Source organism: Halomonas eurihalina (assembly GCF_008274785.1).
GTDB classification, from domain to species: Bacteria; Pseudomonadota; Gammaproteobacteria; order Pseudomonadales; family Halomonadaceae; genus Halomonas; species Halomonas eurihalina.
In genome coordinates, this window is sequence record NZ_VTPU01000006.1 from 100,963 (window position 1) to 114,099 (window position 13,137).

Sequence of the window (13,137 nt, forward strand, 5' to 3'; positions counted from 1 at the left end):
GAGTGCTATGGAATCGTTGATGGCAGTCGCGATCGGGGTACTCTTCGCCGCGGCGATCTACATGATGTTGCGCCGTTCCATCGTCAAGCTGGTGATTGGCCTGATGCTGCTTTCCAATGCCGCCAACCTGCTGATCTTTGCCATGGCGGGGATGGTGCGCGGGGCGCCGCCACTGGTACCCGAAGGGCTGTCGGCGCCAGCGGCGGCGGTGGCCGATCCGCTGCCCCAGGCACTGGTGCTCACCGCCATCGTCATTGCCTTCGGCGTGTTGTCCTTCGCCGTGGTGTTGGTGCGCCGGGCCTGGGAAGTTGTGCGTGCCGATGACCTCGACCGGATGAAGGATACCGATACGTGAACCCTCAGATTGCACTGCCCATCCTGATCCCGCTGCTGGCCGGGGCCGTGTCGCTGGTGTTCTGGCGCTCCCGGGCAATGCAGCGCCTCGTCGCCGTGCTCGGTACTGCGGCCTTGCTGGCCACCAGTATCTGGTTGCTGGTCTCGGTGGGGCGTGACGGCATCCTGGTGATGCAGATGGGTGGCTGGGCGGCGCCCTTCGGCATCAGCCTGGTGGCCGATCTACTGGGCGCCATCATGGTGGTGCTGACCGGCATCATCGGTTTCGCGGTGGCGTTGTACTCGCTGGCTACCACGGGGCGTGGTCACGAGGCCTTCGGCTATTTTCCGCTGATGCACCTGCTGCTGGCCGGGGTGGCGGGCGCTTTTCTCACTGGCGATATCTTCAACCTCTATGTGTGGTTTGAGGTGATGCTGGTGGCGTCTTTCGCGCTGCTCATTCTGGGCAGCGAGAAGCCGCAGATGGAAGGCGCGATCAAGTACGTCACGCTCAACCTGGTGTCATCGGTGATCTTCCTGGTGACGATCGGCCTGCTGTACAGCATGGTCGGCACCCTCAACATGGCCGACATCGCTCAGCGTCTGGCGCATCTGGACGACAACGGCATGATCGATGCGCTGGCGATGATGTTTCTGGTGGCCTTCGGCATCAAGGCGGCGGCGTTTCCGCTGTTCTTCTGGCTGCCGGCTTCCTACCACACGCCTCCGGTGGCGGTATCGGCCCTGTTTGCCGGCCTGCTTACCAAGGTGGGGGTCTATGCGCTCTATCGCGTCTTCACGCTGATCTTTTACCACAACCCGGGTTATACCCATGAAATCCTGCTGTGGGGAGCCGCATTGACCATGCTTTCCGGCGTGCTGGGGGCCGCAGCGCAGTTCGAGTTCCGGCGTATCCTGTCGTTCCACATCGTCAGCCAGATCGGTTACATGATCCTGGGGCTGGCGCTGTTCACGCCTCTGGCGATCATCGGTGGGGTCTTCTACATCGCACACCACATCATCGTGAAGGCCAACCTGTTTCTGGTCAGCGGCATCGTGCATCGGCTGCAAGGCAGCTATCGGCTCGAGGCCCTGGGGGGCCTGTATCGCCGGCATCCGTGGTTGGCGGTGCTGTTTCTGATCTCGGCCCTGTCGCTGGCCGGAATGCCGCCCTTGTCGGGCTTTTTTGCCAAGTTCATCGTGATTCGTGCCGGGCTCGAGGCCGGTGCCTATGGGGTCACCTTCATCGCCTTGCTGGTGGGGCTGTTGACGCTGTACTCGATGATCAAGCTCTGGGCCGAAGTGTTCTGGAAGGCCGATCCCCGCGAGGACGCTGACACTGCTCCCCCGGCGCCGAGGCGAGGCGAGCTCTGGCTGATGATGACGCCGGTGGCGGGGCTGGCGCTTTGCACCCTGTTCATCGGGCTCAATGCCGGCCCCCTGTATTCCCTGGCCGAAGCTTCGGCCGGCCAATTATTGGCGCCTGAGCGCTACATCGAGGCCGTACTCGGCAATGCCGGAGGAGGTGAGCGATGATCGGAGCGGCTTGGCATCTGCTGCTGGGGCTGGCCTGGGTCGTGCTGACCGGGGACTTCAGCGGCGGCAACCTGTTGGCGGGACTGGTCTTCGGCTACCTGGTGCTGGCGCTGATTCAGCCCCAGGTGCCGGCGTTGGCGGGCTATGCTCAGCGCTTGCCTCGCCTGGTGCGTTTCGTCGGCTTCTTCCTCAAGGAGCTGGTGTTGGCCAACTGCAAGGTGTCCTACGACATCGTCACACCGCCCTGGTACATGAAACCGGGAGTCATCGCCATGCCTCTGAAGGCTCGGACGGAGATCGAGATCGCCTTCGTGGCCAACCTGATTTCATTGACGCCGGGAACCCTGAGCCTGGATGTGTCCGATGACCGTCGGGTGCTGTACATTCACGCCATGTTCCTCGATGACGAGCCGGCGCTCAGGCGTAGCCTGGCCGAGCTGGAACGTCGAGCCTTGGCGCTTTTCCGGTAGTTAAGAGGGGACATGCATGTCGACCGTGATCCTGATCAGTCTGTCGGTGATGGTGCTGGCGCTTTGCCTGACCTTCATACGCCTGTTTCGCGGCCCCAGCCTGCCCGATCGAGTGGTGGCCCTGGAGCTTTTTTCCTCGATTCTCGTCGGTATCATCGGGGTTGTGGCCGTGGCCGTCGATGTGGCCCTGCTGCTGGATGTGGCCATCGTCGTGGCGCTGATGGGGTTCATGACGACGATCGGTTTCGCGCGTTTCCTCGAGCGGGGAGGGCGTCGTGATGACTGAGTGGCTCGTCGCGGGATTGGCCCTGATGGGGGCTGTCTTCATGTGCCTGGCGGCCCTGGGCATATTGCGCTTGCCCGACTTGCTGACGCGCATGCATGCCTCGACCAAGGCGGCCACGCTGGGCGTTTCCCTGATCATGCTGGGGGTGGCCATCCATTTCGCCGAGGAGGCGGTGGTGGCCCGGGCGTTCGGGATCATCCTGTTCATCATGATGACCGCGCCGGTGGCGGCGCACATCATCGGTCGCGCCGGCTATTTCGTCGGCGCTCGCCTGTGGGACGGTACCGTGAAAGATGAACTCAAGCCGCATTACGACCCGTTGAGCCACCGCCTGGACAGTGGGCTGGAAAGCGAGCAGGGCGACGAGGCCGATGAGCGCGGCCGTGAAGAATGATGAGGGGCAAGCCGATGGGCTGGTGTCCGGCGCCGTTGTAGGCGATGATCGGGGCCGACACCGCCAAGGAATGCGATGCCATGACATTCAAGATATTTCCCCTTGCCGTTCTGTGTGCCGCTTTGGTCGGCTGCCAGAGCGCCCAGACCCAGGATGCCCGGGCTGAATCTCCCACGACGCAGGAAACCGCCGAGCCGGCCGGTGACGCCTCTGTTTCCGAGGCGGAGGAGGTCGACTTCGAGACCTGGCTGGCGAGTTTTCGCCGTCAGGCCCGTGGCGAAGGCATTGACGAGGTGACCCTCGAACGGGCCCTCGACGGGCTGCGCTATCGGCCTCGAGTCATCGAGCTGGATGGCTCCCAGCCGGAGTTCGTGCGGCCGATCTGGGAGTATCTCGATAGCGCTGTGTCGGCATCGCGAGTCAGCAATGGACGCGAACGCCTGGCCGAATACCGCGACACGGCTCGGCAGATGAGCGAGCGATACGGGGTACCCAGCGAGGTGCTGGTGGCCATCTGGGGCATCGAGAGCAGCTACGGCGACTATCTCGGTGATTTCTCGACCCTGGAAGCGTTGGCCACACTGGCTTATGACGGTCGCCGCCGTGACTTCGCCAGAGGTGAGTTGCTTGCCGCACTGCGCATCATCGAGGCCGGCGATATTTCCCCGGAGCGCATGAAAGGCTCCTGGGCCGGTGCCATGGGGCATACCCAGTTCATTCCCTCGAGTTTTCTGGCCCATGCCGTGGACGGCGATGGCGACGGGCGCCGGGATATCTGGAACAGCATTGCCGATGTGCTGGCATCCACCGCGAACTATCTCGACGAAGCCGGCTGGCGGGAAGGCGAGCCCTGGGGATCCGAGGTTCGCCTGTCGCAAGACTTCGATTATACCCTGACCGAGCCCGATACTCGTCGCTCCACCGCCGAGTGGGCGGCGGCCGGGGTCCGGGCCTTGAGTGGCCATGCGCTGCCTGATTTCGCCTCCGCCTCGGTGATCACCCCGGCTGGCGCCCAGGGCCCGGCCTTCCTGGTCGGCCACAATTTCCGGGTTATCCTGCGTTACAACAATGCCACCAGTTACGCGTTGGCGGTAGCCACGCTGAGCGACGCCATCGCGGGGCGTGCTGGCATCCAGGGCGAGTGGCCCCGCGAACAGCCGGCCCTGAAGCGCAGCGAGGTACGCGAGATGCAGCAGCTTCTCGATGCCCGGGGCTTCGACGTGGGAACTCCTGACGGTATTCTGGGGCCGAATACCCGTCGTGGGCTGCGCGACTTTCAGCGTGAGATCGGTGTGACGCCCGACGGTTTCGCCACCAAGGCGTTGCTCGACCGCTTGCGTCGCTGACACGCACGGCATAGATAGTACGTCGTTGTTACGATCAAGGAGAGCCTTTCATGAATGCGATGCTTCGCCCTCTGCTGTTGCCCTTGGTGTTGTGCTCCTCGTGGGCGATGGCCGCCGATGGGCATGACGCGGATCAGCCGCTTGGCTGGGTGGAGAAGGTCACGCTCGAGCCCGGGGATGTGGAGATCAAGGCCAAGCTGGACAGCGGTGCGCTGACCTCGTCGCTGGATGCCCGTGACATTGAGGTCTTCGAGAAGGACGACGAGGAGTGGGTGAGCTTCCGGCTCAAGCTCGAGAACGAGGCCAACGGCGAGCGTTTCTCCGAGCGCCTGGAACGTCCGCTCTATCGCGACCTGACGGTGCGCGGCGCGGGCGGCCGAGACGAGCGGCCGGTGGTGCTGCTCGAAGTGTGCGTGGGGGATACACGTTACGAGGAGCAGTTCAGCCTGCGCAATCGCGAGGAAATGAATTACCCGATGCTGCTGGGCCGTCGCTCCATCGGCCATCTCGGCGTGCTGGACGTGCGCGAGACCTTCACCACCGAGCCGGATTGCGATACCGACTCGCCGCTGGTGTCGTTTGACCCCGACGAGGAGTGAGGCCTCGCCATTCTTCAGGCAAGGCGTGACAGCAGGGCAGTGACGGCGGTTTCCACCCGCAGGATGCGAGGCCCCAGGTGCACGCCTTGACATCCTGCCTCGAGGAGCTTGTCGACTTCCCAGGGAATGAAGCCACCCTCAGGGCCGACGACCAGAAGGGTCGGTTCATTGACACCGCGTGGGCACGCTGCCGGCATGCCGGGGTGCGCCACCAGCCCGCGGCGAGACGCCAGCAGCTCCGGCAGGCGGTCCTCGACGAAGGGGCGAAAGCCCTTGGCCAGGGTCACCTCCGGCATCTGGGTGTCCCGGGCCTGCTCCAGGCCCAGCACGAGGTGGTGGCGAATCTTTTCCGCGTCGAGTTCCGGCGATTGCCAGTAACTCTTTTCCACCCGGCGAGTATTGAGCAGGGTCAGGGATTTCACGCCCAGGGCCGTGGCGTGTTCGAGACTGCGTGCCAGCATGCGTGGGCGAGGAAGGGCAAGGACAAGATGAACCGGCAACGCCGGTGGTGGCGCTTCCTCGAGGCCGCTGATGTCGAACAGCGCTTCGTCGTTGTGGTACTCGAGCAGGGTGCCGCGCCCCAGCAGGCCATTTTCGACGCCCAGTGTAAGAGTGTCGCCGGCGCGCGCCCTATGCACGTCCCTGAGATGCGCCAGGCGGCGCGGGTCGCGGACCCGGGCCAGACGTCCATTCTCGAGGTCCTCGGGCGAGAGCAGAATCAGATTCATGGGTGTCTCGTGGTACCTTGTGAAAAATGAAAGGGACGGCGGGTGCCTTGCATGGCAGGTGGCGCGGTGCACAATACTCGAATGAAGGGCGATCGCCCAGTCGACAATGACAAGGAGCAGCGCCGTGCGCGTGATACGCAAGTATGCCAATCGTCGGCTCTATGATACCGAACAGAGCCGTTATGTGACGCTCGAGGACCTGCGCAGCCTGGTGCTCGATGAAGTGCCCTTCCGGGTCGAGGACGCCAAGTCCGGGGAGGACCTGACGCGTACCATTCTGCTGTCGATCATCATCGAGCAGGAGCAGGCCGATGGCGAGGCCGAGGTTTTTTCCAACGATCTGTTGGCCCAGTTCATCCGCGTCTACGACATGGCCAAGCCGTTGCCCCTGGCGCGTTACCTGGAACAGGGCACCCGACTGATGATGGAGCAGCAGAAGCACGTGCAGGACCAGTGGCAACAAGCCATGCGACATACTCCCATGGAGCTGATGCGCGAACTGGCCGAGGAGAACATGCGCTTCTGGCAGCAGAATCTCGGTGGTGGCAGCCGCAACGGACAGGACGATGACGACAAGACGTGATCGAGCGGCGGTCGAGGCGAGTTTCTGACATAATGCCGCGATGTTTCCCCGAGGTATTGAGGTAGAGCAGCGGATGAAGGTTCTGATCATCGGCGGCGGTGGCCGCGAACACGCCCTGGCCTGGAAGGTCGCTCAGTCGCCCCGGGTCGAGACCGTCCATGTGGCCCCGGGCAATGCTGGCACCGCCCGCGAGCCGGGGCTCGAGAATGTGGCGATCGGTGTCGACGACCTGGAAGGACTGGTGGCCTTCGCGCGTGACGAGGGCATCGAGCTGACGATCGTCGGGCCTGAGGCGCCGCTCGTCGAAGGTGTGGTGGATCGATTCCGCGAGGCTGGCCTGACCATCTTCGGTCCCACCGCCGGCGCGGCCCAACTCGAGGGCTCCAAGGCCTTCACCAAGGACTTCCTGTCGCGCCATGCGATTCCTTCCGCCGAGTATCGCACCTTTGTCGCGGTGGAGCCGGCGCTTGATTATCTCGCCGAAAAGGGCGCGCCGATCGTCATCAAGGCCGATGGCCTGGCCGCCGGCAAGGGGGTCATCGTGGCCATGACCGAGGCCGAGGCCGAGGCGGCGATTCGCGACATGCTTGAGGACAACGCCTTCGGCGATGCCGGTGCTCGCGTGGTGATCGAGGAGTTCCTCGAAGGCGAGGAGGCCAGCTTCATCGTCATGGTCGATGGCCGGACGGTACTGCCCATGGCCACCAGCCAGGATCACAAGCGCGCCCTCGACGGCGATGTTGGTCCCAATACCGGCGGCATGGGCGCCTATTCGCCAGCGCCGGTGGTCACTCGGGAGATTCATGAACGGATCATGGCCCGGGTCATCGAGCCCACGGTGAAAGGCATGGCCGAGGAAGGTCACCCTTATACCGGTTTTCTCTATGCGGGCCTGATGATCGACGCCGAAGGCAATCCCAAGGTGATCGAGTACAACTGTCGTTTCGGCGATCCCGAGACCCAGCCGATCATGATGCGCCTGACCTCGGATCTCGCCGAGTTGTGCCTGGCCGGTGCCAGGGGCGAGCTCGAAGGGCTCGCCTGTGACTGGGATGAGCGCGATGCCGTGGGCGTGGTGATGGCCGCCGGCGGGTATCCCGGCGACTACCGCAAGGACGATGTCATCACCGGCCTCGAAGCCGCCGAAGCCACCGGCTGCAAGGTCTTTCATGCCGGTACCCGGTTCGGCGAGGATAACGAGGTGGTCACCGCTGGCGGTCGAGTGCTGTGCGTGACGGCCTTGGGCGAGGGGGTGTCGGCAGCCAGGAGCCTGGCCTATCGAGGTCTGGCCGAGATTGACTGGCCCGATGCCACCTATCGCCGTGATATTGCCCACCGGGCCATCGGTCGCGGCGACGGCTGAAACGCCTCGCATCGCACGTGACATTCCGTTCGTGAGAACATCTCAGGAGGCCGCAACATGGAGCGCGTCAGGCTCGAATTTCCCGAGGCAGGCTGCCCAGTGCCGGTATCTCCAATCCTGGCGGATCGTTTGATGGGGAGTGGCTGATGTCCCGGGAGTATCCGATCATCGCGGTCACCGGCTCTTCCGGGGCGGGAACCACCACCGTGAAACGCACCTTCGAGCGTATGTTCGCCCGCGAAGACGTGCACGCGGCCTTCGTCGACGGCGATGCCTTTCATCGCTATACCCGCCAGGAACTGGCGCGCATGTTCCGTGAGGAGCCCGAGCGCAAGGACGAACTCTCGCATTTTGCGGTGGAAGCCAATCTGCTCGACAAGCTTGAGGATCTGTTCCTGGAGTATGGCGAAAACGGTACCGGCACCTATCGGCATTACATCCATGCCGAGGACAAGTCGATGATCGAGGCCGGCTATCAAGTCGGCACTTTCACCGAATGGCAATCGCTTTCTTCGGGGACCGACCTGCTGTTCTACGAAGGGCTGCACGGCGGCCTGGTCACCGCCGAGCATGACATCGCCCGCCACGTCGACCTGCTGGTCGGCGTAGCGCCGACCATGAACCTGGAATGGATCCAGAAGATCGATCGTGACATCCAGGCCCGGGGCTACACCCAGGAAGCGGTGATCGACACCATTCTGGGGCGCATGGATGACTATGTGCGTTATATCCTGCCCCAGTTCTCGAGGACCCATATCAATTTCCAGCGCGTGCCCACGGTGGATACCTCCAACCCTTTCGAGGTGCAGGACATCCCCACGGATGCCGAGTCCTTCGTGGTGATCCGCTTCCGCGACCCCGCTACGGTGGACTTCCCGTATCTGCTGGCGATGATCCAGGACTCCTTCATGAGCCGCCCCCACACCCTGGTGGTGCCCGGGTCGCGCCTGTCGCTGGCCATGGAGCTGATCCTGGCTCCTCTGGTGCGACACCTGCTGGCTCAGCGGCGTTTTCGCTGAGCGGCGTCGAAGACCGGAGCCAGGTAAGCAACATGGCAAGACGCAGCAAGGTCACCATCAACGACATCGCCAGACATGTGGGCATGACCAACATGACGGTGTCGCGGGCCTTCCAGGACCCCGATAAGGTCAAGCCGGAGACGCGGGAGAAGATTCTGGCCTCGGCCCGGGAACTGGGCTATGTGCCGAATGCCTTTGCCAGTCATCTCAGGAGCCGCAAGAACCGTCTCATTGGCCTGGTGACGGCCAGTGTCGATAATCCCTTCTACAGCGAAGTCATCAAGGCGATTTCCCGGGCGGCCGAACAGCATGACTATACGATCATGCTGATCGACACTGATGGTTCGCCGGAACGTGAAGAGGTGGCGATCGAGACCTTGCTCAGCTATCAGGTCGCCGGTGTCATCCTCTCCCCGGTTTCCGATGACGCGGCGTACCAGCCCGCCTATCTCGATCGCCTGCGGGCCGCCAAGTTACCGGTGGTCATGCTCGATCGTATCCTGGATGTGGAGGATTTCAGCCGGGTAGTGCTGGATAATCGCCTGGCCGGCCGTCTGGTGGGTGAGGCGCTGGTGAAGGAGAGTATTCGCCAGGTACTGGTGTTGACCGGCCCGCGGGGCTCGCGGATCACGCAGCATCGTTTGTCCGGCCTCAAGGAGGCTTATGATAGTGCGGGTGTCCCATTGATGCTGGAACAGCGGTCAGGCGATTACACCCTGCAGCCTGCTTATCGCGACATGGCGGACTTCCTGCGTCAAAGCAGGGCCCCCGAGGCTGTGTTCGGCTTCAACCAGTTGATCACCCTGGGGGCAATGCGAGCCCTGCACGATGCTCATGTGTCGAGGGACGATGTCCTCGTGGCAGGGATCGATCGACTGCCTTACGCCGACATCTTTGATGTGTCGGTACCCTGTGCGGTACACGATACCTACCGGGCAGGACATGAGGCCTTTCACCTGCTCTTCGAACAGATCAAGGATCCCACGGTGGCGGGTCGCGAGGTCGTTATCTCGGCTTCCTTGATGCACTAGTGCTTCTTTCGTCATTTGGCACCCTTGCCTCCGGTGCTCATCATCGCGGCGAGTCGGGGCCGGGCATGCCCGGAAGGTGCTGGACGCTCGATGTATCAGAAAGATGCCAGACGGTCGGCGATCCTTGCCTCCAGGGATTCTTGATCCGCGTCGAAACGTCGAATGCCCTCGGCCAGCTTGTCGTTGGCCATGGGATCCTGATTGTGACGCCAACGGAAGGCGGATTCCGTGAGCGGGGACGGACGGGGGCCACCACCGCGTGCCAGAAGCATCCTGGGAGTGACGGTACCCGGCGTGGTGGCGAGTTCCTCAAGCAATGGTGGTGCGATCGTCAACCGTGGACATCCCGCCAGAGCCAGCACCTGGCCAGTGTTGCGGAAGCTGGCTCCCATGACCACAGTGTCGTAGCCGCCCTGGGTGGCCCGTTGACAGACGCCACGCACGAACTGTACGCCGGGGTCGGTGTCGGGAGTGAAGTCCCGGCCAGTATCTTTCTTGTACCAGTCCGAGACCCGCCCGACGAAGGGCGAGATCAGGAAGACGCCGGCATCGAAACAGGCCTGAGCCTGAGCGTCGCTGAACAACAGGGTCAGGTTGCAGTTGATGCCTTCTCTTTCCAGTACCTCGGCGGCGCGAATACCTTCCCAGGTCGAGGCGAGTTTGATCAGTACACGATCTCTGGAAACGCCATGCTGCTCATAGAGTTCCATCAACTCGTGAGCCCTGTGGATACTGGCTTGAGTATCAAAGGATAGCCGGGCGGCCACTTCGGTGGACACACGGCCGGGTATCACCTTGGCGATCTCGCTTCCCATGGCCACGGAGAGTCGGTCCACGGCATGTTCTTCCCGGTGATCGCAGGCCTCGGCCTTGACCACAGCGAGTTCCTGATCGATCAACGACTGGTAGCCCGTCAAGTCGAAGGCCTTGAGAATCAGCGAGGGATTGGTGGTGGCGTCGTGGGGCTGGTAGCGCCGGATGGCATCCAGGTCTCCAGTATCGGCGACGACCAGGGAGTGCCGACGAAGTGCGTCGAGGCGATGTGTCATGGAATACCCTGCTCGAGTGAGTGATGGACCGCTTGGGCCTGGGGAGCCGCTGAGGCATGGCCGTCAGGCACGAGGCGATTAATGGGAGGTGAAGCCACCGTCGACCGGCAGGCAGGCGCCGCTGACCATCGACGCGGCCTGACTCAGCAGGAAAGCCACCGGCAGAGCGACTTCCCGGGGAGTGGCGAAGCGTCCCAGGGGGATGGCGGCCAGCATTGGATCGCGCTTGGCAGGGTCCGACCAGGCGCGTTCTGCCATGGGAGTCAGGGTCACCGTCGGATTGACGCTGTTGACGCGGATGCCCTTGGGACCAAGCTCGAGGCAAAGCACTCGGGTCATGGCATCCATGGCCGCCTTGGATGCGCAATAGCCCAAATGGTCTGGCAGGGCGGCCATGGCCGCCTGACTGGAGACGTTGACGATACTGCCCTGGCGGCCGTGCGCGAGCATGTGGCGAGCTGCCTCCCGCGCTACCACAGCGCTTGCGGTCACGTTGGTGGTCATGATCCGCTCGAGATCCTTGGCCTTGACGTCGAGGACACTGTCGAGAATCGAGATGCCGGCACAATTGACCAGTCCATTCAGGGCGGGCATGTCGGTGAAAGCCATGGAGACGGCGGTTTCGTCGGTGATGTCGATGGCCAGGGTGTGGGCTCCCAACTCTTGTTCGAGTTCGGCAAGCTTGTCCCGGTTGCGACCGAACAGCACCAGGTCGGCGCCGAGCTCGGCGAGGGTCCGGGCGATGTCGAGACCGATGCCACTGGTCGCCCCCGTGACGAGAATGCGGTGGTTCTGGAGTTCGAAATTCATGATGTGGGGTCGCTCTCGGGGGGATTGTTGATGTTGAGCCGATGCATGATTGGCTTGAGCCGCGGATAGAGCTGGCAATAAAGGGAAAAGAGATCGTCGTATCGACGTGTTGCCGTATCGGAAGGCACGGCGCGCTCGATCAGGGTGCCATGCCGCAGCGATTGATCGAGATCGATCAGGCTGGCCGCCTGTCCGGCCAGCAGGGCAGCGCCCAGGGCCGCCTCCACGTTCTCGCGATAGGTATAGACCGGCATGTGGGTCACGTCGGCGATGATCTGCATCCATAGGTCTGAGCGGGTCGCTCCACCGACCACGATCAGATGCGAATCGAGGGGGCTCCCCTGACGTTTGCTCGCTTCCATGTTGTGTCGCAGGGCGAAGGTCACGCCTTCCAATACGGCGCGGTACAGATGATGTCGTTGATGATAGAGGCTGAGGCCGATGAAGCAGGCGCTGGCCCGGGCGTCCCAGACCGGGCTTCGCTCCCCCATCAGGTAGGGAAGAAAGAGCAGGCCTTCGGCACCTGGTGGCAACGCCCGGGCAGGCAGTTCGAGTCGTTCATAGGCATCGCCACGTTCCCCGACGGTCGGGTCTTCACCATCGAAGGTATCGACGAACCAACTGACGGCGGCACCGGCGGTCAGGGCGCCGCCGAAGGTATAGAGGTCGCGGCCACCGTTCAGCACGTGCGGCATGCTGATGAGTCCTTCACCCGCCTCGACGCTTTGATTGATGACGCCCCAGCACATGCTGGTACCGATCATGGCGACGTGATTGCCGGGTCGGGTTGCGCCTGCAGCTAGCGTGGCCATCGCGGCATCGACGCCGCCGGCGACCACGGGGATATTGGCCGTCAGACCAAGCGAATCGGCCAATGACGGCAGTAGACCACCGACGGGAACTTTCGATTCCACCAATCGGCTCGGGAGCTTGTCCCGGTCGAGCTCCAGAGCATCGAGCATTTCCGTCGACCAGTCGCGTGCCGCCAGGTCGTAAATGCCACCGATGTTGCCGGCCGAACTGTGGTCGATGGCGATCTCACCGCTCAAGCGATAATTGATATAGCTGTTGGGAGGCAGCAAGTAGTGGGTCTGGGCCCAAGTTTCCGGCCGTTCCTGTTTCAGCCACATCATCTTGGTGAAACCGTAGTAGCTGTCCACGCCATTGCCGGTAATGGCTTCCAGACGGGTCATGTCGATATGTTCCTTCACCCACTGGACTTGAGCCTCGGCCCGACGGTCCATCCAGATCAGGCAGGGATGGAGCGGTCGAATATCGGCATCGACCGGGATGCCCGAGCCGCCATAGAGACTGCTGACACACAGCCCCTTGACGCTGCGGGGATCGACCTCGGGGTCTTCCAGGCAGGCCCTGAGGCATTGGATCATGGCCTCCCACCATACATCCGGCCACTGCTCGGCCCACAGGGGGCGGGGGGTATCGACGCGGTACCCTTGACTGCGCTCGGCCAGGATCCGGCCATGGCAATCGATCACGAGCGCCTTGGTACTCTGGGTTCCGATATCGATACCGATAACGGTGTCCATATGACTTTCCTCCACTCTGCTAGAGGGCGGCCCTGTGCGAGTC

At 63.0% G+C, this 13,137-nt stretch carries 15 protein-coding genes; 11 read left to right on the plus strand and 4 right to left on the minus strand.

Annotation, left to right across the window (positions count from 1 at the left end; translation table 11 throughout):
- Nucleotides 1-7 precede the first annotated feature (7 nt).
- The 7 genes from FZZ93_RS07790 (at nucleotide 8) to rloA3 (ending at nucleotide 4,964) form a co-directional block, all read left to right on the plus strand.
- Nucleotides 8-355 carry a Na+/H+ antiporter subunit C gene (locus FZZ93_RS07790; protein WP_149321753.1) on the plus strand — a complete coding sequence of 116 codons (348 nt, stop codon included), beginning with the start codon at nucleotides 8-10 and terminating at the stop codon, nucleotides 353-355.
- The gene (locus tag FZZ93_RS07795) at nucleotides 352-1,869 is read left to right on the plus strand and encodes a Na+/H+ antiporter subunit D (protein ID WP_149321754.1); all 1,518 of its coding nucleotides are present in this window, start codon (nucleotides 352-354) and stop codon (nucleotides 1,867-1,869) included. Before FZZ93_RS07790 ends, FZZ93_RS07795 begins: the two co-directional genes overlap by 4 nt.
- A complete protein-coding gene (locus FZZ93_RS07800) occupies nucleotides 1,866-2,339 on the plus strand; it encodes a Na+/H+ antiporter subunit E (RefSeq protein WP_149321755.1) in 474 nt (157 codons plus the stop codon). The genes FZZ93_RS07795 and FZZ93_RS07800 overlap by 4 nt, the downstream gene beginning before the upstream one ends.
- A 16-nt stretch (nucleotides 2,340-2,355) precedes the next feature.
- Entirely contained in the window at nucleotides 2,356-2,625 is a 270-nt protein-coding gene (locus FZZ93_RS07805) for an MrpF/PhaF family protein (RefSeq protein ID WP_149321756.1), read from the plus strand.
- Nucleotides 2,618-3,019: a monovalent cation/H(+) antiporter subunit G gene (gene mnhG / locus FZZ93_RS07810; RefSeq protein ID WP_149321757.1), complete on the plus strand. Its 402-nt coding sequence runs from the start codon at nucleotides 2,618-2,620 to the stop codon at nucleotides 3,017-3,019. Before FZZ93_RS07805 ends, mnhG begins: the two co-directional genes overlap by 8 nt.
- A gap of 80 nt (nucleotides 3,020-3,099) precedes the next feature.
- Entirely contained in the window at nucleotides 3,100-4,365 is a 1,266-nt protein-coding gene (locus FZZ93_RS07815; protein WP_246146147.1) for a lytic murein transglycosylase, read from the plus strand.
- Between the two features lie 50 nt (nucleotides 4,366-4,415).
- Nucleotides 4,416-4,964, plus strand: coding sequence for a retropepsin-like aspartic peptidase RloA3 (gene rloA3, locus FZZ93_RS07820; protein ID WP_149321759.1), 549 nt, complete (start codon nucleotides 4,416-4,418; stop codon nucleotides 4,962-4,964).
- A gap of 14 nt (nucleotides 4,965-4,978) precedes the next feature.
- Here the strand turns inward: rloA3 and FZZ93_RS07825 are convergent, their stop codons facing one another.
- On the minus strand, nucleotides 4,979-5,692 hold the full coding sequence (locus FZZ93_RS07825) for a 16S rRNA (uracil(1498)-N(3))-methyltransferase (protein WP_149321760.1): 714 nt from the start codon (nucleotides 5,690-5,692) through the stop codon (nucleotides 4,979-4,981).
- 124 nt (nucleotides 5,693-5,816) lie between these two features.
- On the opposite strand from FZZ93_RS07825, the gene phaR reads away from it, so the two are divergent.
- The 4 genes from phaR to FZZ93_RS07845 all read left to right on the plus strand — a co-directional run bounded on the left by phaR (nucleotide 5,817) and on the right by FZZ93_RS07845 (nucleotide 9,688).
- Entirely contained in the window at nucleotides 5,817-6,275 is a 459-nt protein-coding gene (gene phaR, locus FZZ93_RS07830) for a polyhydroxyalkanoate synthesis repressor PhaR (protein WP_149321761.1), read from the plus strand.
- Between the two features lie 73 nt (nucleotides 6,276-6,348).
- The gene (gene purD, locus FZZ93_RS07835; RefSeq protein ID WP_149321762.1) at nucleotides 6,349-7,638 is read left to right on the plus strand and encodes a phosphoribosylamine--glycine ligase; all 1,290 of its coding nucleotides are present in this window, start codon (nucleotides 6,349-6,351) and stop codon (nucleotides 7,636-7,638) included.
- Nucleotides 7,639-7,784: 146 nt separating this feature from the next.
- Nucleotides 7,785-8,657, plus strand: a complete 873-nt coding sequence (locus FZZ93_RS07840; protein WP_149321763.1) for a phosphoribulokinase — start codon at nucleotides 7,785-7,787, stop codon at nucleotides 8,655-8,657.
- A gap of 32 nt (nucleotides 8,658-8,689) precedes the next feature.
- Nucleotides 8,690-9,688: a LacI family DNA-binding transcriptional regulator gene (locus FZZ93_RS07845; protein ID WP_149321764.1), complete on the plus strand. Its 999-nt coding sequence runs from the start codon at nucleotides 8,690-8,692 to the stop codon at nucleotides 9,686-9,688.
- Nucleotides 9,689-9,783: 95 nt separating this feature from the next.
- Here FZZ93_RS07845 and tal read toward each other — a convergent pair whose 3' ends face one another.
- The 3 genes from tal to FZZ93_RS07860 form a co-directional block, all read right to left on the minus strand.
- Nucleotides 9,784-10,737 (minus strand): transaldolase, encoded by a 954-nt coding sequence (gene tal / locus FZZ93_RS07850; RefSeq protein ID WP_149321765.1) that lies wholly within the window; start codon nucleotides 10,735-10,737, stop codon nucleotides 9,784-9,786.
- A gap of 78 nt (nucleotides 10,738-10,815) precedes the next feature.
- Entirely contained in the window at nucleotides 10,816-11,547 is a 732-nt protein-coding gene (locus FZZ93_RS07855; protein ID WP_149321766.1) for an SDR family oxidoreductase, read from the minus strand.
- Entirely contained in the window at nucleotides 11,544-13,094 is a 1,551-nt protein-coding gene (locus FZZ93_RS07860) for an FGGY-family carbohydrate kinase (RefSeq protein ID WP_149321767.1), read from the minus strand. The genes FZZ93_RS07855 and FZZ93_RS07860 overlap by 4 nt, the downstream gene beginning before the upstream one ends.
- Nucleotides 13,095-13,137: the final 43 nt, after the last annotated feature.